The organism is Mycolicibacterium setense, from assembly GCF_000805385.1.
Taxonomy (GTDB): Bacteria; Actinomycetota; Actinomycetes; order Mycobacteriales; family Mycobacteriaceae; genus Mycobacterium; species Mycobacterium setense.
The window spans coordinates 274,109-295,609 of sequence record NZ_JTJW01000009.1 but is presented as its reverse complement, the minus strand read 5'-3'; the positions used below and the strand labels follow the sequence as shown (position 1 = coordinate 295,609).

Annotated in this window: 22 protein-coding genes; 15 read left to right on the top strand and 7 right to left on the bottom strand. The window is 67.5% G+C overall.

Annotated elements, in window-relative coordinates:
* Positions 1–80 precede the first annotated feature (80 nt).
* The 5 genes from QQ25_RS24005 to QQ25_RS23985 all read left to right on the top strand — a co-directional run bounded on the left by QQ25_RS24005 (position 81) and on the right by QQ25_RS23985 (position 4,481).
* Positions 81–740, top strand: coding sequence for a TetR/AcrR family transcriptional regulator (locus QQ25_RS24005; RefSeq protein ID WP_308205436.1), 660 nt, complete (start codon positions 81–83; stop codon positions 738–740).
* A gap of 110 nt (positions 741–850) precedes the next feature.
* Positions 851–1,525, top strand: a complete 675-nt coding sequence (locus QQ25_RS24000) for an Rv1363c family protein (protein ID WP_039323882.1) — start codon at positions 851–853, stop codon at positions 1,523–1,525.
* Positions 1,522–2,319: a hypothetical protein gene (locus QQ25_RS23995; RefSeq protein ID WP_052236024.1), complete on the top strand. Its 798-nt coding sequence runs from the start codon at positions 1,522–1,524 to the stop codon at positions 2,317–2,319. Before QQ25_RS24000 ends, QQ25_RS23995 begins: the two co-directional genes overlap by 4 nt.
* Positions 2,316–3,227, top strand: coding sequence for an alpha/beta fold hydrolase (locus QQ25_RS23990; RefSeq protein WP_039381466.1), 912 nt, complete (start codon positions 2,316–2,318; stop codon positions 3,225–3,227). The genes QQ25_RS23995 and QQ25_RS23990 overlap by 4 nt, the downstream gene beginning before the upstream one ends.
* A 3-nt stretch (positions 3,228–3,230) precedes the next feature.
* Positions 3,231–4,481, top strand: coding sequence for a WS/DGAT/MGAT family O-acyltransferase (locus QQ25_RS23985; RefSeq protein WP_039381464.1), 1,251 nt, complete (start codon positions 3,231–3,233; stop codon positions 4,479–4,481).
* On the opposite strand, the gene QQ25_RS23980 is transcribed toward QQ25_RS23985, so the two are convergent.
* Positions 4,478–5,080, bottom strand: coding sequence for a TetR/AcrR family transcriptional regulator (locus QQ25_RS23980; protein ID WP_039323874.1), 603 nt, complete (start codon positions 5,078–5,080; stop codon positions 4,478–4,480). The genes QQ25_RS23985 and QQ25_RS23980 overlap by 4 nt on opposite strands.
* 24 nt (positions 5,081–5,104) lie before the next feature.
* Between QQ25_RS23980 and QQ25_RS23975 the strand changes: the two genes are divergently transcribed.
* The 3 genes from QQ25_RS23975 (at position 5,105) to QQ25_RS23965 (ending at position 8,260) form a co-directional block, all read left to right on the top strand.
* A complete protein-coding gene (locus QQ25_RS23975) occupies positions 5,105–5,878 on the top strand; it encodes an SDR family NAD(P)-dependent oxidoreductase (protein ID WP_039381463.1) in 774 nt (257 codons plus the stop codon).
* A gap of 22 nt (positions 5,879–5,900) precedes the next feature.
* On the top strand, positions 5,901–6,422 hold the full coding sequence (locus QQ25_RS23970; protein WP_039323870.1) for a DoxX family protein: 522 nt from the start codon (positions 5,901–5,903) through the stop codon (positions 6,420–6,422).
* Between the two features lie 104 nt (positions 6,423–6,526).
* Positions 6,527–8,260: a DUF3556 domain-containing protein gene (locus tag QQ25_RS23965; RefSeq protein WP_039381460.1), complete on the top strand. Its 1,734-nt coding sequence runs from the start codon at positions 6,527–6,529 to the stop codon at positions 8,258–8,260.
* A gap of 16 nt (positions 8,261–8,276) precedes the next feature.
* Here the strand turns inward: QQ25_RS23965 and QQ25_RS23960 are convergent, their stop codons facing one another.
* The gene (locus QQ25_RS23960) at positions 8,277–9,068 is read right to left on the bottom strand and encodes a FadR/GntR family transcriptional regulator (RefSeq protein ID WP_039323867.1); all 792 of its coding nucleotides are present in this window, start codon (positions 9,066–9,068) and stop codon (positions 8,277–8,279) included.
* A gap of 209 nt (positions 9,069–9,277) precedes the next feature.
* Between QQ25_RS23960 and QQ25_RS23955 the strand changes: the two genes are divergently transcribed.
* The 4 genes from QQ25_RS23955 to QQ25_RS23940 all read left to right on the top strand — a co-directional run bounded on the left by QQ25_RS23955 (position 9,278) and on the right by QQ25_RS23940 (position 13,803).
* Positions 9,278–10,606, top strand: a complete 1,329-nt coding sequence (locus QQ25_RS23955; protein ID WP_039381459.1) for an acetyl-CoA hydrolase/transferase family protein — start codon at positions 9,278–9,280, stop codon at positions 10,604–10,606.
* 93 nt (positions 10,607–10,699) lie between these two features.
* Positions 10,700–11,860 carry a thiolase family protein gene (locus QQ25_RS23950; protein WP_039323863.1) on the top strand — a complete coding sequence of 387 codons (1,161 nt, stop codon included), beginning with the start codon at positions 10,700–10,702 and terminating at the stop codon, positions 11,858–11,860.
* Entirely contained in the window at positions 11,857–12,657 is an 801-nt protein-coding gene (locus QQ25_RS23945; protein WP_039323859.1) for a crotonase/enoyl-CoA hydratase family protein, read from the top strand. The genes QQ25_RS23950 and QQ25_RS23945 overlap by 4 nt, the downstream gene beginning before the upstream one ends.
* A 3-nt stretch (positions 12,658–12,660) precedes the next feature.
* Positions 12,661–13,803, top strand: a complete 1,143-nt coding sequence (locus QQ25_RS23940) for an acyl-CoA dehydrogenase family protein (RefSeq protein WP_039381457.1) — start codon at positions 12,661–12,663, stop codon at positions 13,801–13,803.
* Between the two features lie 82 nt (positions 13,804–13,885).
* On the opposite strand, the gene QQ25_RS23935 is transcribed toward QQ25_RS23940, so the two are convergent.
* Together QQ25_RS23935 and QQ25_RS23930 are read right to left on the bottom strand one after the other, a co-directional pair.
* Positions 13,886–14,596 (bottom strand): fasciclin domain-containing protein, encoded by a 711-nt coding sequence (locus QQ25_RS23935; RefSeq protein ID WP_039323853.1) that lies wholly within the window; start codon positions 14,594–14,596, stop codon positions 13,886–13,888.
* A gap of 156 nt (positions 14,597–14,752) precedes the next feature.
* Positions 14,753–16,057, bottom strand: coding sequence for an MFS transporter (locus QQ25_RS23930; protein ID WP_052236022.1), 1,305 nt, complete (start codon positions 16,055–16,057; stop codon positions 14,753–14,755).
* Between the two features lie 82 nt (positions 16,058–16,139).
* Here QQ25_RS23930 and QQ25_RS23925 point away from each other — a divergent pair, with 82 nt between their 5' ends.
* Positions 16,140–17,096, top strand: coding sequence for a GlxA family transcriptional regulator (locus QQ25_RS23925; RefSeq protein WP_039381455.1), 957 nt, complete (start codon positions 16,140–16,142; stop codon positions 17,094–17,096).
* 31 nt (positions 17,097–17,127) lie between these two features.
* Entirely contained in the window at positions 17,128–17,649 is a 522-nt protein-coding gene (locus QQ25_RS23920) for a gamma carbonic anhydrase family protein (RefSeq protein ID WP_039324483.1), read from the top strand.
* Here the strand turns inward: QQ25_RS23920 and QQ25_RS23915 are convergent.
* Positions 17,621–18,658, bottom strand: coding sequence for an aldo/keto reductase (locus tag QQ25_RS23915; RefSeq protein WP_039381454.1), 1,038 nt, complete (start codon positions 18,656–18,658; stop codon positions 17,621–17,623). The genes QQ25_RS23920 and QQ25_RS23915 overlap by 29 nt on opposite strands.
* A gap of 78 nt (positions 18,659–18,736) precedes the next feature.
* Between QQ25_RS23915 and QQ25_RS23910 the strand changes: the two genes are divergently transcribed.
* The gene (locus tag QQ25_RS23910) at positions 18,737–19,324 is read left to right on the top strand and encodes a TetR/AcrR family transcriptional regulator (protein ID WP_052236021.1); all 588 of its coding nucleotides are present in this window, start codon (positions 18,737–18,739) and stop codon (positions 19,322–19,324) included.
* Here the strand turns inward: QQ25_RS23910 and tet(V) are convergent.
* A complete protein-coding gene (tet(V), locus tag QQ25_RS23905; RefSeq protein ID WP_276014531.1) occupies positions 19,321–20,601 on the bottom strand; it encodes a tetracycline efflux MFS transporter Tet(V) in 1,281 nt (426 codons plus the stop codon). The genes QQ25_RS23910 and tet(V) overlap by 4 nt on opposite strands.
* 78 nt (positions 20,602–20,679) lie before the next feature.
* Positions 20,680–21,483, bottom strand: a complete 804-nt coding sequence (locus QQ25_RS23900) for an enoyl-CoA hydratase (protein ID WP_039323839.1) — start codon at positions 21,481–21,483, stop codon at positions 20,680–20,682.
* Positions 21,484–21,501: the final 18 nt, after the last annotated feature.

Genomic DNA, 21,501 nt, shown 5'->3' with positions numbered 1-21,501 from the left:
CCCCGGGAGGTCACGTTACCCACGTGCATTTTCTCCACATCTGCGACCCGCACCGCGTGCCGTTCCTAGAATCGTCAATCGTGCAGATCGAGCGAGGCGCCGCGGCAGATGAGGTGGTCGCCGACGTCAGCGAGCGCGACGCCATCATCGAGGCTGCCTTCAGCTGCCTGTCCGAGCCCCACACCGGTGCGGTGCCGGTGGCCGCCGTGCTGGCCAGGGCGGGCTTGTCGACCCGCGCGTTCTATCGGCACTTCGAATCCAAGGATGCGTTGTTCCTGGCCATGATGCGGGGCGAGGGCGACTCGCTGGCCCGCCGACTCGACCGGATCGCCGAGAATTTCGACGGGTCTTCCACTGAGCAACTTCGCGTGTGGCTCGGCCAGATTTTCGGCCTGCTGCAGGACGCGCGGTTGAGCATGCACATGACCGTGCTCGATTCGGACGAGGTCCGCGCGGCCAAGGGGTATCGCGCGGCCCGTGAGCAGTGGCACGACGACCGCGAGCGCTCGCTGGCGTCGATCCTGCGCCGCGGTCTGGACGACGGGTCGTTTCCGATGGCCAAGCCGGAACAGGACGCGATCGCCATCGGCGCGGTGGTCACCCATTCGATGTCCAGACTGTGCTCCGACGGGGAATGCGAGGTCGCCCAGGCCGAGGTGGTGGACTTCGCGCTGCGGGCCGTGGGAGCACGAATCACCTGCGCGGAGTCCGGGAACGGGAAGCCGCCGCACCCGGAGTAGGTCTATCCGGGACTGCCGGTACCGCTGATGACGGTGTGACCGGTGCCACGTACTTTGGACCGCACGCGTGCCGTTGCACGCACCACGTAGGGCCACCGAGGAGCAGATGTATGGCAGACGACAGTGCCGACGCCGACGCGGTCGAGCCGACCGACACCGCGGAGTCGAGCCAGTCCGCCCCACAGGCAGAGGTTCCAGAACCCGAGGCCGAGAAAGAATCGACCGCCCGCGCCGAACCCGAGGCCGAGGGCACAGAGCCCGCGCCCGCAGGGGATGACGGCGCGGCACCGAATCGGCGCGGGTTCCTACGCTCGCCTTCGGCAGCTCTCGTCGGCGGCGTGCTGGTCGTCGCGCTGGTGGCGCTGACCGGTTGGCTGGGCTACAGCTTCTATCAGGTTCATGACGATCAGCAGCGCCGTTCGATGTTCATGGACACCGCGCGGGAGGGCGCGATCAACCTCACCAGCATCGACTGGGAGCACGCCGAAGACGACGTCCAGCGAGTGCTCGACAATTCGACGGGACGGTTCTACGACGACTTCGACAAGCGTTCGAAGTCGTTCCTCGAGGTGGTCAAGCAGATCAAGTCGAAGTCGGTGGGCACCGTCACCTCATCGGGGCTGGAGTCCTACTCGGAGGACAAGGCGGATGTTCTCGTGTCGGTGACCGTTCGGTCGACGAATGCGGGCGTGCCGGAGCAGGCGCCCCAGGTGTGGCGAATGGTGTTGACAGTGCAGGAAATTGAAGGCAAGGCGAAGGTCTCGAACGTGGAGTTCATCCAGTGAGCGGCCGGCACAAGATGCCGCCGGCCGGGCGTCGTAAGGCCGCGGCCGATCCCGTCCAGAGCGCCGAGCAGATCAGCCCCGCGCCGGAGACCGTCGAGGCTGCGGAACCCGTCGCGGAACCTGTCGAAACGACGGCGCCGGCCGAGCCCGAGTCGGTGGTCGAGCCCGAGTCGGTCGACGCGGACGTCAGGACCGACGTCGATGCGGACACGGAAAGCGCCGACGACGAAGCCGATGAGACGGCGGTGGATGACGCAGCCGACGACGCTGCGGACGAGGCCGCCGAGCCTGACGAAGCCTCGCCATCGCCCGCCAGGTCGCGGGTCAGCCTGGGCATCGTGCTGGCGGCCGTCGCGCTGGTGCTGGCACTGACCTGCGGTGTGCTGCGGTGGCTGACGGTGTCGCAGGATCAAAGCGCCACGGCCAGAGACGAATCGGTGCAGGCGGCCAAGGAGATCACCGGCCAGATGCTCTCGTACGAGACCGAAACCGTTGAACAGCAGCTCACTGCCGCCCGCGACCGGATGACCGGGGAGTTCCTCGGTACCTACACCGCGATGACCAACGAGGTCATCCCGGCGGCACATGCTCAGCGGATCGCGGCCTTCGCCGAGGTGTTGCGTGCCGGCGTGGTGAGCGCGAAGTCTGATCGCGCCGAACTGGTGTTGTTCGTCAACCAGAGCGTTCAGGTCGGCGACAACATGCCGCAGAAGACTCCGTCGGTCGCACGGGTCACCATGGTCAAAGTCGGTGACGAATGGCTGATGTCCGAGTACGAGCCGGTGCCGCTGTGACCGGGCCGCGCTGGATCGATGTCGCCACGCCCGCGGTGCAACTGCGGGCATTGGTGTGGGGCCCGGATGACGGGCCGGTCGCATTGTGCCTCCACGGCTTTCCCGACACCGCCTACGGTTGGCGCAAGGTGGCGCCGGCGCTGGCAGAGGCGGGCTGGAAAGTGGTGGCGCCGTTCATGCGCGGCTACGTGCCCTCGTCGATACCTGCCGACGGGAGTTACCACATCGGCGCATTGATGGACGATGCGTTGCGCGTGCTGCAGGCCGCGGGGCCGACCGGCCGCGACGTCCTCATCGGGCACGATTGGGGGGCGATCGCCGCAGCGGGCCTGGCCGCCATGCCGGACAACGCGTTCGCCAAGACCGTGATCATGTCGGTGCCCCCTCCTGCGTCGTTCCAGCCGCTGGGCCGGGTACCCGAGGCGGGCAAGCTGATGGCCCGGTTGCCGCGTCAGATGCTGCGCAGCTGGTACATGATGTACTTCCAATTGCCTTGGCTACCGGACCGTTCCGCATCCTGGGTGGTGCCCCGGCTGTGGAAGCTGTGGTCACCGGGATACGACGCGGCCGAGGACGTGCGCCATGTCGACGCGGCGATCGGGGCGCGGGATCGCTGGCGCGCGGCGCTCGGGTACTACCGGGCCACGATTCGCCTCAGCAAGCCGCCGCCGCAGTACGCCGAGCTGCACCAGTACTGGCTGTCGCCACCGAGGGTCCCGACGTTGTACCTGCACGGCACCGACGATGGCTGCGCCACAGCGGATTACGGTCACTGGGTGCAGAAGATCCTGCCGGAGGACAGCGCGGTGAACATCGTCGAGCGGGCCGGCCACTTTCTGCAGCTCGAGCAACCCGACGTGGTGGCCGAGCACATCGTCGATTTCATCGGCAGCCCTGCGAGGAGCTGACCGGTGCGCCGGCTGGCCGCGATCGACGCCCAGAACTGGTGGATGTCGGCCAAGTTTCCCAACGATCAGTTCCTGCTGTACGCGTTCGGCGGTGTGCCCGACGATCTGGACGCAGCTCTGGACGAGGTCCGCGCCCGTGCTCAACGCTGCCCCGATTTGTCCGTACAGGTCCGTGACGACTGCCGGCTGACGTATCCGGCGTGGGTCCCGCGGCAAGTGGGCGATGACCAGTTCGTCAGGCACGACAACGAATTGGGCTGGAACGAATGCCTGGACGGCGTCGCCGGCCTGGCCGACCACCAGGTCGACGCCACCGTCACGCCCTGGCGGCTGCACGTGTTCGGCCGGGTCCGTGAGATACCCGGAGCCGGCACCGGCGCCGTCGTCGTGCTGCAGATGTCCCACGCCCTTGCCGACGGCACTCGGGCCTCGGCGCTGGCCGCCTGGCTGCTGGGGCGGCCCGGTGAGATCGCCCCGGTGTCCTCTCAGCGACTTCGCGCCGCGCGGCTGCCGTGGCGTGCAGTGGCGGCCGCGCGCACTCACCGGCAGTTGGTGCGCGACACCGTATCTGGGGCGGTCCCTCCGCCTGCGCCGTCGCGCCCGGTGCTGCACAGCAATGCCGCACCGAGCGGGCAGCGCTGGGTGCGCACGATAGTGCGGCACCGTGCCCAGATACCGGGTCCGACCGTGACTGTCGGGGTGCTGGCCGCCATCTCGTCGGCGCTGGGCGAGCATCTGCGCGAGCTCGGGGATGACACGACGGCGCTCGGCGCCGAGGTGCCGATGGCCAATCCGGGTGTGCGCCACGCGCACAACCACTTCGGCAACGTCGGTATCGGCCTGTATCCGGAACTTGCCGGCACCGACCGCGTCGCGTGCATCGTCGCCGATTTCGCAGACCGGCGCCGCCGCGCCGCACACCCGGCGATGTTGGCGTCCAGCCGGGCGTTCGCCGCCACGCCGGCTCCGTTGCTGCGTTGGGGGATAGAGCAATTCGATCCGACGGTGCGCGCTCCCATGGTGACCGGCAACACGGTGGTGTCCAGCGTCAACCGGGGCGGGACCGACCTGAGGCTCGGCGCCGCGCACGTGGTGCTGACGGCCGGATATCCCTCGCTGTCGCTCATGATGGGTCTCACCCACGGGGTACACGGCATCGGTGACACCGTCGCGGTCAGCGTGCATGCGGCGCAGTCGGCGGTGGGCGACATCGACGCCTACCTCGCCCGGCTTGATGTGGCGCTGGCAGGCTAACCGCGGCGCAGCATGGCGATGCCGACGTCCAGCGCGGACTCCAGGTAGCTCAGGTCGCCGGAAGCCAGCATCACGCTGACCCCGCCCTGGATTCCGGCCAGCAGAGCGGCGGCCGTCCGGTCGGCATCGAGGTCGGCGGCCATCTTTCCCTGCGCCTGCATGTGCCGGATGCCCGCGGCGATCTCGTCATGCCATTGCTGCAGTAGGGCTTTGGTGACCGCCTGGGCGCCGGGAGTTGTGCGGCCGATCTCTGACATCAGCAGGCTCAGCGGGCAGCTCTGGCCTTGGCGGCGATAACGCTCAACCACCGCGTCGCGCCAGCGCTGCCAGGCTGCCCACGAGGTCAGCTCGCCGAGGTAGGGCTGCTGATCCTCGAGCACCATCTGGGCCTCGTGTTCGGCGACGGCGAGCAACAGCTGATCCTTGCCGTCGGGGAAGTAGTGGAAAAGCTGGCTCTTGGAGGTCTGGGTGTGGGCGCGGATGTCGTCGAGCGTGGTGGCGGCCACGCCGTGGCTGCGGATCACGGCGGCGGCGCCCTCGATGATCCGGCGCCGGGTGGCCTCACCCTTGGCAGTCAGTTTCTGGACTTGCAGGTCCATTTTCATCTGCCTATACCTGGACTCATGAGTCCAAACATTACGCGCAGTACCCTTCTGAAGGGCCGCACTGCACTTGTCACAGGATCCACCGGCGGCCTGGGTGTCGCCATCGCCAAGGCGCTGGCGGCCCAGGGCGCCCTCGTCATCGTCAGCGGCCGCAACAAGGAACGCGGCGATGCCGTCGTCGACGAGATCCGTACTGCCGGAGGGCGGGCCGAGTTCGTCGCCGCCGACCTGGGTGCCGGGGGTGACGAAGTGCGACGGCTGGCGCGAGAAGCCACGGCAGCAGCCGGCGGGCAGATCGACATCCTGGTGAACAACGCCGGAGTGTGGGGGATGCCGGAACCCAGCGGGGAGGTGTCCGAGCCGGCGCTGCTCGAGTCGTACCAGACCAACGTCGTCGCACCCTTTCTGCTGACCGGCGCCCTGGTGCCCGCCATGGCCGAGCGTGGCCACGGCGCGGTGGTGAACGTCGGGTCGATCACCGGATTGATCGGCGGGGACCAGTCGGCGCTGTACTCGTCGACCAAGGCGGCCGTGCACTCGCTGACCAAGTCGTGGGCGGTCGAGTACGGCCCGCGCGGGGTACGGGTCAACGCGGTGGCACCAGGGCCGATTGCCACGGAACGGGCGCTGGAGGCCGCTGAGCACGTCGCCCCGGTGCTCGCCCGCATCCCGTCCCGCCGCATGAGCACACCCGAAGAGGTCGCCGCAGCGGTGACATTCCTGGCCGGTGAGGACGCAGGCAACATCCACGGGGTGATCCTCAGTGTGGATGGGGGCTGGGCGGCGGCTTAACAGATGTCCTACATTCTGTTACATGGCTTCCTCTGCTTACGACACTGCGATCCTGCTCCTGCGCGTGGTGCTCGGCCTGACCATGGCCGCCCATGGCTACAACAAGTTCTTCGGTGGCGGGCGCATCCCGGGCACCGCGGGTTGGTTCGACAGCATCGGCATGAAGCCGGGCATGTTCCACGCCCGGGTGGCGGCCAGCACCGAGATCGCCGCCGGTCTCGGGTTGGCCCTCGGCCTGCTCACGCCGGTGCCCGCCGCGGGATTCGTGGCGCTGATGCTGGTGGCGGCCTGGACCGTGCACCGGGCCAACGGCTTCTTCATCGTCAAGGAAGGCTGGGAGTACAACCTGATCCTGGCGGCGTCCGCGGTGGCGATCGCCGGGACCGGGGCCGGCCGCTTCAGCCTGGATCACCTGCTGTTCTCCAATTGCAGCTTCTACCACCTGCTGCACGGCTGGTGCGGCATGGCGATCGCGATCGTGCTCGGCCTGGCGGGTGGCATCGGCCAACTGGTGATCTTCTACCGGCCGCCGGTGAAGTCCTGACTTCCCGCCGAGCAGACGCATATGTACCTTTCGCCACGGCGTGTCAGGTACATATGTGTCTGTTCGCGTGAAGCTCGACTAGAACACGTTCTAATCTGACCGGCATGGGTTTTCTCAAACAAGAATCTCCCCAGATCGACTTCGAGCAGTGGAGCAAGGGCAATCGAGCCGAGAAGATCCGGCCGATGGCGCGGCACTGGGCCGAGGTCGGCTTCGGAACCCCTGTAGTGCTGCACCTGTTCTACGTCGTCAAGATCCTGGCCTACATCCTGGGTGCCTGGCTGATCGCGCTGACCACCACCGGAATCGACGGCTTCACGAATGTGTCCTCCTGGTACGCCGAGCCGATCGTCTACCAGAAGGTCGTGTTCTACACGATGCTGTTCGAGGTCGTCGGCCTCGGCTGCGGCTTCGGCCCGCTCAACAACCGGTTCTTCCCGCCCATGGGTTCGATCCTGTACTGGTTGCGGCCCAAGACGATTCGGCTGCCACCGTGGCCGGACCGGGTGCCGCTGACCAAGGGCGACAGCCGCGGCGCCGTCGATGTCGTGCTGTACGGGGCACTGCTGGTGATGCTCGTGGTGGCGCTGGCGTCGCAGGGCACCGGCCCCATCCCGGCTCTCGGCAGCCAGATCGGCGTGCTGCCGGTGTGGCAGACCGCGGCGATCGTCGGCCTGCTGGCGGTGATGGGCCTGCGGGACAAGGTGATCTTCCTGGCCGCCCGCGGTGAGGTGTACGGCGCGTTGGCGGTGTGCTTCCTGTTCAGCGGCGCCGATATCGTCATCGCCGCCAAGCTCGTCTGCCTGACCATCTGGATCGGCGCGGCGTCCTCCAAGCTGACCAAGCACTTCCCGTTCGTCATCTCGACGATGATGAGCAACAATCCGGTGATCCGGCCGCGCTGGATCAAACGGAGGTTCTTCGAGCGCTTCCCCGATGACCTCCGGCCCGGCCGGCCGTCTCGCTTCCTGGCGCACTTCTCCACTGCCATCGAGGGTTTGGTGCCGTTGGTGCTGTTCTTCTCCCACGGTGGCTGGCCGACAGCGATCGCTGCTTTCGTGATGCTGTGCTTCCACTTCGGCATCCTGAGTTCCATCCCGATGGGCGTGCCGCTGGAATGGAACGTCTTCATGATGTTCTCGGTACTGGCGCTGTTCGTCGGGCATGCCGAGGTGGGCCTGACGGATCTCGGCAGCCCGTGGCCGATCGTGTTGTTCGCCGTGTCGGCGGGCACCGTGGTGCTGGGAAACCTGTTCCCGCGCAAGATCTCCTTCCTGCCCGGCATGCGGTACTACGCCGGGAACTGGGACACCTCGCTGTGGTGCGTCAAGCCGTCGGCCGCCGAGAAGATCGAGAAGCACATCGTGGCGATCGCCAGCATGCCTGCCTCCCAGATGGAGCGGTACTACGGCAGTCCGGAAACCGCCCAGATGTACCTCTACATGGGATATGCGTTCCGGGGCTTCAATTCTCACGGCCGCGCGCTGTTCACCCTGGCGCACCGCGCCATGGCCGGGCAGAACGAGGACGACTACGTGCTGACGGACGGCGAGCGCATCGTGTCCACGGCCATCGGCTGGAACTTCGGTGACGGGCACATGAGCAATGAGCAGTTGGTGGCGGCCCTGCAGAAGCGGTGCCATTTCGAGCCGGGGGAGGTGCGCATCGTCATGCTCGACGCCCAGCCGATCCAGCGTCAGACCCAGCAGTACCGCCTCGTCGACGCCGCCACCGGAGAGTTCGAGCGCGGACACGTCGAGGTGGCCGACATGGTGACGCGGCAGCCCTGGGACGACGAGCTCCCGGTCCACGTCCAGCGGGGTGCCGCAGTCACCTGAGCCGGTCGCGGCGGGCTCAGCGCATGACGTCGCGCACCTTGACGCTCTCGATGTCCTGCAGCATGAGGATTCGAGCAGTGTCAAGGTGCTTGCGCCAGTGCGCTTCCGCGGCATCTCCGTCGCCGGAGCGGACCAGGTGGATCAGCTTGCGGTAGGACCGCATCAGCTTGTCGTAATCGGACTTCGAGACCGGCCTGCGCTCCTTGAACAGGAAGGCGTGGTGGCGCACGGTGATCTCGTGCAGCATGCCGGCGATGATGCCGAGAGTGGCATTGCCCGACAGCTCGACGACGCGGCGGTGAAAGTCGCCGGTGGTCTCGGCCAGTCGGTCTGACTGGTAGTCCGTGGGGATGTGTTCGTCGAGCATCCGTTCCAGCTCGGCGAACGCTGCCTCGTCGCCCTTTTCGGCCAGCAGGCGGGCGGCCATCGGCTCGATCGCCGCGCGGCCCACCAGGAGGTCGGCGATGTCGGCACCGGACAGTTCGAGCAGCAGGCCCGCCGGGCGGGCGACGATCTCCGGACCGGGCACCCGGACCCGGGCGCCGGTGCGGGAGCCGCGGCGGACCTCGACCAGACGCTCGGACTCCAGTACCCGCACGGCCTCGCGCAGGGTGGGCCTGCTGACCCCGAAGTGCTCCATGAGCTCGGCTTCGTTGGGCAGGAAGTCGCCCTCTTTGAGCTGCCCGTCGACAACCATGCGTCGTAATGTGCCTGCGACGAGCTCCGCGGTCTTGGGGGAACGAACCGGAGCGTGCGGCGTGATCGCGTCGGGCCCGATCATCGGGGCCAAGGGTGTATTGCGAGCCACTGCACCTCCCTGACGGTCGACTCCCTGTACCTCAGCTATGCAACTCAGTAAACCATGTGGGGTGGTCAGCGGACGATTCAACGGAATATTGCAGGTGAGTGTCGATTCTGCCAGCACCCGCGGTCCGGCGTATCGACGACGGCGGCCACGCTGCGCGCCGGTCGCCGAACTCGACTGAACGCCCCGGCTCACGTGGCAGGGTGTCGGCTATGCCAGTGGAGTTGACGCCCGAGGAGGCCGCCGCGCGGCTCGATACCGCCGACACGCTGGGCATGCCGCTCGGCCCCGGCCAACCGCCGGCGTTTCTGCGTGCGCTCGGCGAACGCACGGATTGGACAGACTTGCGGGTGTACGGGGCGCTGCTCGGTGTCGGCACAGAACTGTTCTCGCGGAACGGAGTCCGTTATCTGTCGGGATTCTTCGGTCCGCTCGAGCGAATGCTGCGCGACGGCGGTGCGGACATCCAGTTCACGCCCGCGGACTTCCGCCGCTTCGGGCCGCTTCTGCAACAACGGTCTCCGCGGGTCATGACGACGGTCGCGACGGCCCCCGACACCGACGGATGGTGCTCGTTGTCCCTGCACGCGGGTGGCACGGTCGACGAGTTGCGCCGTGCGGGGGCCGACCCACAACGATTGCTGGTCGTCGAGGTCTCCGACAGCTTTCCGCGAACCTTCGGATTCGGCGGACACCGTCACGCGATCCACGTCGACGAGATCGACATCATGGTGCGCTCGACGGATGCGCCCCTCGCGCTACCCGGTCCGGCGCCGTCCGACGCCGACCGGGCGATCGCACGGCACGCCGTCGGTTACATCCGCTCCGGGGCCACCCTGCAGACGGGGATCGGCTCGATTCCCAGCCAGATCGCCGGCTTGCTGGCCGAGGGCGAGGGCGGTGACTACGGACTGCACAGCGAAATGTTCACCGATGGCTGTATGCAACTGCACCGCGCCGGCAAGGTCACCAACGCCGCGAAAGGGCAATACGACGGGGTGAGCGTGACGACGTTCGCCTTCGGTTCCGCGGAGCTCTACGCGTGGCTGGACGGTAATGAGTCCGTTGCATTCCTGCCGGTGGAGATCGTCAACGCGCCCGAGGTGATCGGTGCCAACCGCGACATGGTGTCGATCAACGGTGCGCTCGCGGTCGACATCTACGGCCAGGTGGTGGCGGACACGATCGACGGCGACCAGTTCAGCGGTATCGGCGGCGCCGAGGACTTCGTGGCGGGCGCCGGGCTCGAATTGTCGGACCGTTCACTGATCTGCCTACCCTCGACGTTCGATGACAACGGCGTCCTGCGGTCGCGGATCGTGCCGTGCTTCGCTCCCGGAGCGGTCATCACCACGCCTCGCCATCACGTCGACGTGATCGTCACCGAGTATGGCGCCGCCGAGCTGGAAGGCCTCTCGGTATCGGAGCGGGGACAGGCGCTGGCCGCCATCGCGCATCCTGACTTCCGGGACGAACTGCTGGCGGCGGCCGGACGTGCCGGGTCAGGCGTTCCGCGCACGTCGGAGTCCCCTACCAACTAGTAGGTTGACCTAGTAAACCTTCTGGTCTATTTTCACCTCGAGTGCCCCAATTGGTTACAACGGGGGGCGCCCCCACCCTTCAAAGGAGAAGTCATGGCTGAAGCCGTCATCGTCGAGGCTGTCCGCTCACCTGTCGGCAAGCGCAACGGCGCCCTCTCCGGTGTGCATCCGTCTGAGCTGTCGGCCCAGGTCCTCAACGGTCTGGTGCAGCGCGCCGGGATCGATCCCGCCCTGGTCGACGACGTCATCTGGGGCTGTGTCATGCAGGCCGGCGAGCAGGCGCTCGACATCGCCCGCACCGCCCTGCTGACCGCGGGCTGGCCCGAGACGGTCCCCGGTGTCACCGTCGACCGCCAGTGCGGATCCAGCCAGCAGTCCCTGCACTTCGCCGTCGCAGGCGTCATCGCCGGCCACTACGACGTCGTCGTGGCCGGTGGTGTCGAGTCGATGTCACGCACCCCGATGGGATCCTCGCTGGCCAGCGGCGGACATCCCTACCCGGAGGCGTTCCGCGAGCGCTACGACCACAAGACGCCCAACCAGGGTGTCGGCGCCGAGATGATCGCCGAGCAGTGGGGCCTTTCGCGCACGGCGCTCGACGAGTTCTCCCTGCGTTCGCACGAAAAAGCTGCTGCCGCACAGGATGCCGGTGCGTTCAAGGATCAGATCGTGGGCATCAACGTGACGGACGCGGACGGCAACAAGAGCACAGTGCTTGAGGACGGTGGCATCCGTCGCGGCGGCACGGTCGAGTCCATGGCAGCCATCAAGCCGGCCTTCAAGGAGGACGGTGTGATCCACGCCGGTAACTCCAGCCAGATCTCCGACGGATCGGCCGCGCTGCTCGTGATGTCGGCCGAGAAGGCAAAAGACCTGGGGCTCAAGCCACTTGCCAAGGTGCACACCGCGGTGCTCGCCGGCGCCGATCCGGTCATCATGCTGACCGCGCCGATCCCGGCCACCCAGAAGGCGCTGGCCAAGTCCGGCCTGAGTGTCGATCAGATCGGCGTATTCGAGGTCAACGAGGCGTTCGCCCCGGTTCCGATGGCCTGGCTCAAGGACATCGGCGCCGACGAGAGCAGGCTCAACCCCAACGGCGGCGCGATCGCCCTGGGCCACCCGCTCGGCGGCTCCGGTGCCCGTATTCTGACCACCCTGCTGTACCACATGCGGGACAACAACATTCAGTACGGCCTGCAGACCATGTGCGAGGGTGGCGGCCAGGCCAACGCGACCATCCTGGAGCTCCTGTGACCGACACCGACAACCAGCCCGGCGCGCTCGTAGAGAAGCGCGGCAACGTACTGCTCATCACGATCAACCGGCCCGAGGCGCGCAACGCGATCAACGCCTCGGTCAGCATCGCCGTCGGCGACGCGTTGGAGCAGGCCCAGAACGATCCCGAGATCCGTGTCGTCGTGCTCACCGGATCGGGGGACAAGTCGTTCTGCGCCGGCGCCGACCTCAAGGCGATCTCGCGGGGCGAGAATCTCTTCCACCCCGAACATCCGGAATACGGATTCGCCGGCTACGTCAGCCATTTCATCGACAAGCCGACCATCGCCGCGGTCAACGGCACCGCTCTCGGTGGCGGCACGGAACTGGCCCTGGCCAGCGATCTGATCGTCGCCGAGGAGAACGCCAAATTCGGTCTGCCCGAGGTGAAGCGGGGCCTGATCGCCGGTGCCGGTGGCGTGTTCCGCATCGCCGAGCAGCTGCCCCGCAAGGTGGCCAACGAGCTGCTGTTCACCGGTGAGCCGATGTCATCGGCCGACGCGCTGCGCTGGGGCCTGATCAACCAGGTGGTGCCGGATGGCACCGTCGTCGACGCCGCACTCAAATTGGCCGAACGGATCACGGGCAACGCTCCGCTGGCCGTGCAGGCGAGCAAGCGGGTCGCGTACGGCGCCGACGAGGGCGTCATCACCGGCGACAAGGACGGCTGGAAGCGCACCAACCGTGAGTTCAGCACGCTGCTGCAAACCGAGGACGCCAAGGAAGGGCCGCTGGCCTTCGCCCAGAAGCGCGAACCTGTTTGGAAGGCAAAGTAAGCCATGAAGCGACACATCTATACCGCCGAACACGAGGCGTTCCGCGAGACGGTCAAGGAGTACATCGAGCGTGAGCTCGTGCCCAACTCCGAGAAGTGGGAGACCGAGCGCATCGTCGACCGGTCGGCGTACACGGCGGCCGGCAAGTACGGCGTCATCGGGTTCAACATGCCCGAGGAGTTCGGCGGCGGCGGTTCCGACGATTTCCGGTTCAACGCCATCATCGACGAGGAGATCGCCAAGGCCGGCGTGCACGGCCCGGCGCTGAGCCTGCACAACGATGTCGTCGGTCCGTACTTCAAGGACCTCACCAACGACGAGCAGAAGAAGCGCTGGCTGCCCGGCATCGCCAGCGGCGAGACGATCATCGCGGTCGCGATGACCGAACCGGGCGCGGGCAGTGACCTGGCCGGCATCCGCACCTCGGCGGTGCGTGACGGTGACGACTGGATCATCAACGGCGCCAAGACCTTCATCTCCTCAGGCATCAACTGCGACCTGTGTGTCGTGGTGGCGCGTACCGATCCGGAGGCCGGGCACAAGGGCTTCTCACTGTTCGTGGTGGAGCGCGGGATGGAAGGCTTCACCCGCGGCCGCAAGCTCGACAAGATGGGCCTGCACAGCCAGGACACCTCGGAGCTGAACTTCGAGAACGTGCGGGTGCCGAATGCCAACCTGCTCGGCAAGGAGGGTCGCGGTTTCTACCACCTGATGACCAACCTGCCCTCGGAGCGGCTCTCGATCGCCATCTCGGCGATCTACGGTGCGCGGGCGGTCTTCCAGGAGACGCTGCAATATGCCAAGGACCGCAAGGCATTCGGCCAGCCCATCGGCAGCTTCCAACACAACCGGTTCCTGCTCGCCGAGATGGAGACCGAGCTGGAGGTCACCGAGACCTACATCGACCGCTGTCTGCAGGGCGTGGTCGACGGCGAGCTGACGGCGGTCGAAGCCGCCAAGGCCAAGTGGTGGGCGACCGAGGTCGCCAAGAAGGTCGTCGACAACTGCGTGCAGCTGCACGGCGGCTACGGCTACATGATGGAGTACCGGGTCGCCCGCGCCTACGTGGACGGACGTATTCAGACGATCTTCGGTGGCACCACCGAGATCATGAAGGAGATCATCGGCCGCGAGCTGGGCGTCTAGTTCGCCGAGCAGACGCAAAACTGCCCCTTTCACATGAAAGGGGCAGTTTTACGTTTCTCGCGCTGAGTCGCGCTGGGAAAGATCAGCCGATCGGTGCGTCGGCGGCGGGGGTGGCCGGGGTGGTCGTCTCCGCTGCCTTCGTGGTGCTGGTGCCGCTGATCGTCGGCACCAGGGCCTCCGGCGGGCTGTTGGGATCGAGCACGGTGTCGATCATGTAGATCCGGGCGTTCTGCGCCTGGATGGGACCGCAGACCAGCTTGGCGGTGTCGTTGACCTTGATGTCGCCGCCCTTGCCGGTCACCTTGACCTCGGCGCCCTGCTGGGTGGGCCGCTGCCCCTTGACGTCATCGGGGCCGAGCAGGCCGAGGAACGCGTGGTAGTAGTCCAGGCTGGTGAGCGCGGCCGGATCGGCCTTGAGGGCGTCGAGCTTGCCGGGCTCCATGGCGGCGAACGCGTCATTGGTCGGCGCGAAGATCACGTACGGCCCGTTGTCGAGCACCGGCACGATGTTGACGGCCGGGTTCATGCCGCCGGACAGCGCGGCGTTGAAGGTGCTGATGTCCGGGATGCTGGCCAGAACCTTGCCCGCGGGCAGATCCGCGAGGCTCTTCCACTCCGGCATGGCCTTCTTGAAGTTGTCGCAGCCCGAGCCCTGCGGGTCGGGGATCTCCACGACCGGGGCGGTGGTCGTCGTCGGCGCCGGATCGGCGTAGGCGGTGACCGCCAACGGCAGCGACGCCGTCATGGCGGCGACGGCCGCTGCAACGCCCAGTGTCTTGGTGCGAGTCTTCATTGGTGGGTTTTCCTCCCGCTCATGCCTAGCCTTTATTCGTCGGCTGCCGGTGACGCGTTACGCGAATCTTCCGCGCGACTATGGAGAGCGACCGCGAGCACCACCGACTCAGCGTTCCCCGCGGCGCCGCATCGGATCGTAAGCGCTACGTCGTCGTTACGGCAAAGTCGACCTGTCGACGCTGACCACCTCGACCGCGGTGACCTGCGCTTTTCGGATACTGAGACAAAGTGCCGCGGCGACGAAACACAGCCCGGCCGCGAGCCGGAAAGCCAGGTCGTAGTTGCCGTTCAGATCCCGCAGCCATCCTGCGCCCGCGGCCGCGATGGCCGCGCCGACCTGGTGGGAGGCGAACACCCAGCCGAACACCACCGGCGAACGGTCCCCGAAGTAGTCGCGGCACAGCACGATCGTCGGCGGCACGGTGGCCACCCAGTCCAGGCCATAGAAGATGACGAATACCCAGGTGCTCGGTTCGGCGTGCGGGGACAGCAGTGACGGCAACAGCAGCAGGGACAGGCCGCGGCCCGCGTAGTAGACGAGCAGCAGCAGCCGGGGGTCCACGCGGTCGGTGAGCCAGCCGGAGAACACCGTGCCCGCGACGTCGAGAATGCCGATGGTGGCCAGCAGGCCCGCGGCGACCGTCGTGGGCATGCCGTGGTCGTTGGCGGCCGGGATGAAGTGCGTGCCGATCAGCCCGTTGGTGGTCATCCCGCAGATCGCGAAGCTTCCGGCCAGCAGCCAGAACACGCGGGTCCGTGCGCCGAGGCGCAGGCCGTCGAAGGCGGTCTTGAAGCCGCCCGCCGGAGCCGGGGCGGGCGGGGCGAGTTCGGTCGCCCCGTACGGTGCCAGACCCAGGTCGGCGGGCCGGTTGCGCATGAACAGCGCGACGAGCGGGACGACTGCCAGCGAGGCGGCCGCGACGATCAAGGCGGCCCAGCGCCAGCCGTGTGCCGTGGTGACGGCCGCGACGACCGGCAGGAACAGCAGTTGACCGGTGGCGCTGGCAGCGGTGAGCACACCGGTGACGAGTCCGCGGCGCTGTTCGAACCAGCGGGTGGCGATGATCGCCACGAATCCCATCGAGATCGACCCGGTGCCGATGCCGACCAGCACGCCCCACAGCAGCACCAACTGCCAGCTGGCCGTCATCGCGATGCTGCCGGCCGACCCGGTGGCGATCAGCAGCAGCGACACGGTCAGCACCGGCCGGACCCCGAAGCGGTCCATGAGTGCGGCGGCAAACGGGGCGGTGAGCCCGTACAACATCATGTTGACCGACATGGCCAGCCCGACCGTGCCGTGCGTCCAGCCGAACTCATGGTGCAGCGGATTCATCATCACGCCCGGAATGGACCGGAACCCGGCCGCGCCGAGGATCGCCACGAAGCTCACCGCGGCGACCACCCAGGCCCAGTGGATGCCGAAGCGCGTCGGGTTCGGGTTGGTGGCGAGTGTCACCCGATCACCTTCGCCGAGGAGGGCTGTGCGGTGCCAGTGGCATAAACGACAGCAATCGTCAAAAACGTGCCACACTGGCGTCGTGCACCGCGTCGCCGTCCTGATGCTGGCCCCGGTGGTCGGCTTCGACGCCACCATCGCGCCGCTGCTGTTCTCCACCGCCACCGACGGCGCGGGCAATCCGCTCTACGACGTCGTGACATGCGGGCTCACCACCGATCCGGTGCCGTCGACGACCGGGTTCGCGATGGTGCCCGCGGCCGGAGCCGAGGCGTTGGAATCGGCCGACACCGTGGTGATCCCGGGCACCAGGTACGCGCCGGCACGGGCCGAGGGGGTGCTGGGCGCTGACGTGACCGAGGCCCTGTCGCGGATCCGCCGCGGCACCCGGCTGGTGTCGATCTGCACCGGAGCGTTCGTGCTGGCCGCCGCGGGCCTGCTGGACGGACGGCCGGCCACCACCCATTGGCGGTTCGCCGCGGACATGCGGCGGTTGCACCCCGGCGTCCGCCTTGACGAGGACGTCCTCTTCGTCGACGACGGGGACGTCCTGACCTCGGCTGGTCTGGCTGCCGGAATCGACTTGTGCCTGCACATCATTCGCTCCGACCATGGTGCCCAGGTGGCGAACGCGGTGGCCCGCTATTGCGTGGTGCCACCGTGGCGGGAGGGCGGACAGGCTCAGTTCATCGACCACGGGTTCACCGTCACCGATCACGCGTCGACGGCGGCGACTCGCGATTGGGCGCTGCAGCACCTCGACGAGGAACTCACGGTGACGCGACTGGCCGCCCATGCCCACACGAGCGCCCGCACGTTCAACCGTCGCTTCCGTGAGGAGACCGGACAGGCCCCGGGCGCCTGGATCCGCAGCCGCAGGCTCGACCTGGCCCGCGAACTGCTCGAATCGGGGGATCTGTCGGTCGACGAGGTGGCCAGACGTTCGGGTCTGGGCACCGCGGGCAACCTGCGTCACCATCTGCGGCGCGGGGTCGGGATGTCGCCGTCGAGCTACCGCAAGGTCTACCAGGGCGCGTGAGCGGGCCGGTCGGCTGTCTACCATGACCGGCATGCCAGAGCCGCTGATCGTGTCCGTCGCCGGTCATACCCCGCAGATCGACCCGGATGCCTGGGTTGCCCCCAATGCCAGTGTGATCGGCCAGGTTTCGCTGGCCGCCGGTGCCAGCGTCTGGTACGGCGCCACGTTGCGCGCCGAGGTCGAGCCGATCGAGGTCGGCGAGGGCAGCAACATCCAGGATGGCGTGACCGTCCACGTCGACCCGGGTTTCCCGTGCCGGATCGCCACCGGGGTGACGGTGGGCCACAACGTGGTGCTGCACGGCTGCACCGTCGAGCAGGACAGCCTGGTCGGGATGGGCGCGGTGGTGCTCAACGGTGCGGTGATCGGTGCCGGGTCACTGGTCGCCGCCGGTGCTGTGGTGCCCCAGGGCATGGTGGTGCCGCCGCGCTCGCTGGTGGCCGGTGTGCCCGCCAAGGTGCGCCGGGAACTCAGTGATGACGAGGTCGGCCACAACCAGCTCAACGCGGCGGCTTACACGCATCTCACCGGGTTGCACCGAGAGGCGGATTGAGCCGCGCGAACCCGTCTTGACGGAAGTACGGGAAGTAGGGATACGGCGCCTCGCGGGTGCTCGCGGCATCCAGTCGCGCGATCTGGTCGGCATCCAGTGCCCACCCGACCGCACCGAGGTTGTCCCGCAACTGCCGCTCGTCCCGGGCCCCGATGATGACCGATGAGACCGTGGGCCTGCGCAGCAGCCAGTTGAGTGCGACCTGAGGCACGGTTCTGCCGGTTTCCTCGGCGATCGCATCCAGTGCATCGACGACACCGTAGAGAAGGTCGTCATCGACCGGCGGGCCCGCGTCCGCGGTGGCGTGCAGTCGGCTGCGCTCGGGCAGCGGCCGGCCGCGGCGCACCTTCCCGGTGAGCCGGCCCCAGCCCAAAGGGCTCCACACCAGCGCGCCGACACCCTCGGCGGTCGCCAACGGCATGAGCTCCCATTCGTAATCGCGTCCGATCAGTGAGTAGTACACCTGGTGTGCGATATACCTTGGGCGATCGTGCTTTTCGGCGAGGCTGAGTGACTTCATCAGTTGCCAGCCGGAAAAGTTGGACACGCCGGTGTAGCGCACCTTGCCTTGCTCGACGAGTGTGTCGAGGGATTCCAGTACCTCCTCGATCGGTGTGAACGCGTCGTAGGCATGCAGCTGGAACAGGTCGATCCGGTCGGTTTGCAGACGTGTCAATGCGGAGTCGACGGCCCGCAACAGCCGTGCCCGTGACGTTCCCCAATCGCCGGGAGCGGTCGGCAGCGCGGCCTTCGTGGAGATCAGTACGCTGTCGCGGCGTCCGCGCAGAGCTGCGCCGAGCACCTCCTCGGAGGCCCCGTCGGAGTACACGTCGGCAGTGTCGAACAGATTGATGCCGGCCTCGATGGCCAGATCGACCATCGCCCGCGCCTGGTTGACGCCGGTGTCACCCCAGGCGCCGAAGAACTCTCCTGATCCACCGAAAGTCGCTGCGCCGAAGCTCAGCTCAGAGACCATGAGGTCAGAGTCGCCCACCCTGCGATATTCCATTTCCACTCCTTAACGGGATTGTCTTCCTGATAAGGAACGCGGCACTAACGGGATAATATTCCTATTAAGATGAGTCGCATGGCAGCCGAACGGCCGGGCGGGCGCACGGCGGCAGTGCGCGAAGCGGTGTTGCGCGCGACGGCCGATCTACTGATCGAGGCCGGGTTGGCCGGTCTGGAACTGACGGCCGTGGCCGAGCGGGCGGGCGTCGGCAAGTCGACGGTGTACCGACGGTGGGGCTCGGTGCCGGCGTTGGTGGCCGACCTCTTGGCCGACATGGCCGAACAATCGACGCCGCGGGCCGACACCGGATCACTGCGCGGCGATCTCCGGGCCAACGCCAAGCTGGTCCGTCGCACCCTGAACGATGCCCGTCAAGGCAGGCTGTTCAAGGCCGCGATCGCCGCGGCGACGTGCGATCGAGACACCGCAGCCGCGCTGCAGCTGTTCTACGACCGGCGCATCGCGGAGTGGGCCGGGTGCGTGACCGACGCGGTGCAGCGGGGCGAAGCGCCGGCCGGAACCGACGCCGCTGCGGTCATCCGGCAGGTCTCCGCCCCGCTCTACTACCAATTCCTCACCAGTACAAGGACTCTCACGGTCACCGACTCGCATCGTGCGGTCGACGCCGCGATCGCGGCCGTTGTCGCCGGGGTGTTCGCCTAGCGCAGCGGGTGCGCCAGCTCGTCGCGGGGCATCCGGGCCGCCGCTACGGCCACCGCGGCCAACACGGCAGGCAGTAGCCCGGACACGAGGAAGATGGACTCCATCGAAACCACCTTCGACAGCGGGCCGACGATCGCGAACGACAGCGGCATGAACGCCAGCGACACGAAGAAGTCCAGGCTCGAGACCCGGCCCAACATCTCCGTCGGCACCCGGCGCTGCAGCAGCGTTCCCCAGATCACCATCCCCGCTCCGTCGGTGACGCCGACGCAGAACGTGGCCGCGGCCATCAACGGGAACGACGATGTGACGCCGACGATCACCAGCGGCACCGAGCCCAGACCCCACATCACCATCATCGTGGTCAGGTAGCGCCGTGGCATCCGGCGTGAGGACACGGTCAACGCCCCCAGGGCGCTGCCGAATCCGAAGAACGCCAGGATGAATCCGTAGGCTCGGGCGCCGTCGGCGAACCGGTCCTGGGCGATGAACGGCAGCAGGACCTCGATCGGTCCGAGGACGACGAGCACGAACATGCTGGCGAACAACAGCGTCCACAGCAGCCACGGGGTGCGGACCATGAACGCGAAACCTTCACGCAGATACCGCAATACGTGTGGCCGTTCGCTGTCCTCTTGTGCTTCAACCGAATCCATCGTCGGTCGGGTCGCGACCAGCAGGGCCAAACCGAGGCCGAACAACACCGCCACTACCACCGCACCCAGTGAAGGGAAGGTCGCGGCGATCACCATGCCCGCCACCGCGGGCCCGACGGAACGCTGGAAGACCGGACGCACCACGCCCTCGACGCCGTTGGCCGCCAACAGTTGTTCGGGCGGCAGGATGCGCGGCAGGATTGCGCTGTAGGCCGGGAAGAAGAACGCGGCGGCGATGCCGAGAATGCCTGCCGCGACGGCCAGATGCCAGATCTTGAGCAAGTCGAGCAGGCCCAGCCCCGCGACGGTCGACACCGCCACCAGATTGACCGTCTCCACCGCGATGATGATCGTGCGCTGGTTGATCCGGTCGGCGGCGATGCCGCCGACGAGAACGAACGCCACCAGGCCGACGCCGAGGCAGGTGGCGACCAGCGACAGGGAGGCCGGGTCGTTGTCGATCGCGATGACCTGCAACGCCATCACCACCGACCACATGCCCTCGGCGAAGATGGACAACGTGACGGCGGCGATCAGCAGCCGGTATTCGCGGATGCGGAAGGGCGCGAGCACACGCCATCCGCCGGGCCGACCAACCGGCGTCTGGATGTCGTGCTGCATGCTCACAACATTCGATGGTGCCCACCCGGAGTGGGTTGAGTCCAACGATTTTCCGGGCGCGAGAGCCCCGTTGGGTGCCTACTGCTGGGTGAACTCCGGGCGCCGGTTCTGCTGGAAGGCCTTGGTGCCCTCGCGGAAATCGTCGGACACCAGCAGTTGCAGCTGGCCCTTGCGTTCGCGGGCGAAAGCGCCTTCGAGCTCGGTGAGGGTGGCCGCGTTGACGGCCTGCTTGGTCTCGCGCAGTGCCACCGCGGGTCCCGACCGCAACTTGGCGATCACCTTGTCCACCGCGGCGTCGAATTCATCGGCCGAGTACACGGCGCTGATCAGACCCCAGTCGTAGGCGTCGGTGGCGGTGAGCCGGTCGGCCAGCAGTGCCAGGCGCATGGCCCGGATCCGGCCGATGTTCGCGGCGACGAGGGCCGATGCCCCGCCGTCGGGCATCAACCCGATCTTGGTGAACGCCAAGAGGAAGAAGGCCGACTCCGAGGCGAGCACGACGTCGCACGCCAGGGCCAGTGACACCCCGACGCCGGCGGCGGGTCCCTGCACCACGGCCACGACCGGCTTGGGCAGCGCCACGATGGATGCGACGGCACGGTTGGCGGCGTCGAGTACGCCTTCGGCGTCGTGGCTCTTGGCGTTCTGGTCTTCCTCGCTGATGCCCGCGCCGGAGCTGAATCCGCGACCGGCGCCCCCCAGGCGAACCACGCGCACCTCCGCGTCGGTGCCGGCCAGATCCATGGCATCGGCGATCGCCACGAGCATGTCCTGGGTCAGGGAGTTGAGGCTGTCGGGCCGGTTCAGCGTCACCGACAGCACACCGTCCTCGAGGGATACGGATACGTCTTTCACGTCGGGGTACTCGCGGGTCACGGTCATCTATGCACCTTAAGTCTG

Coding starts and splice junctions, on each gene's coding strand:
- QQ25_RS24000 (WP_039323882.1), top strand. CDS start 851: ATGGCAGACGACAGTGCCGACGCCGACGCGGTCGAGCCGACCGACACC.
- QQ25_RS23980 (WP_039323874.1), bottom strand. CDS start 5,080: ATGGACCTGCAAGTCCAGAAACTGACTGCCAAGGGTGAGGCCACCCGG.
- QQ25_RS23975 (WP_039381463.1), top strand. CDS start 5,105: ATGAGTCCAAACATTACGCGCAGTACCCTTCTGAAGGGCCGCACTGCA.
- QQ25_RS23970 (WP_039323870.1), top strand. CDS start 5,901: ATGGCTTCCTCTGCTTACGACACTGCGATCCTGCTCCTGCGCGTGGTG.
- QQ25_RS23965 (WP_039381460.1), top strand. CDS start 6,527: ATGGGTTTTCTCAAACAAGAATCTCCCCAGATCGACTTCGAGCAGTGG.
- QQ25_RS23955 (WP_039381459.1), top strand. CDS start 9,278: ATGCCAGTGGAGTTGACGCCCGAGGAGGCCGCCGCGCGGCTCGATACC.
- QQ25_RS23950 (WP_039323863.1), top strand. CDS start 10,700: ATGGCTGAAGCCGTCATCGTCGAGGCTGTCCGCTCACCTGTCGGCAAG.
- QQ25_RS23940 (WP_039381457.1), top strand. CDS start 12,661: ATGAAGCGACACATCTATACCGCCGAACACGAGGCGTTCCGCGAGACG.
- QQ25_RS23935 (WP_039323853.1), bottom strand. CDS start 14,596: ATGAAGACTCGCACCAAGACACTGGGCGTTGCAGCGGCCGTCGCCGCC.
- QQ25_RS23920 (WP_039324483.1), top strand. CDS start 17,128: ATGCCAGAGCCGCTGATCGTGTCCGTCGCCGGTCATACCCCGCAGATC.
- QQ25_RS23915 (WP_039381454.1), bottom strand. CDS start 18,658: ATGGAATATCGCAGGGTGGGCGACTCTGACCTCATGGTCTCTGAGCTG.
- QQ25_RS23910 (WP_052236021.1), top strand. CDS start 18,737: ATGGCAGCCGAACGGCCGGGCGGGCGCACGGCGGCAGTGCGCGAAGCG.
- QQ25_RS23900 (WP_039323839.1), bottom strand. CDS start 21,483: ATGACCGTGACCCGCGAGTACCCCGACGTGAAAGACGTATCCGTATCC.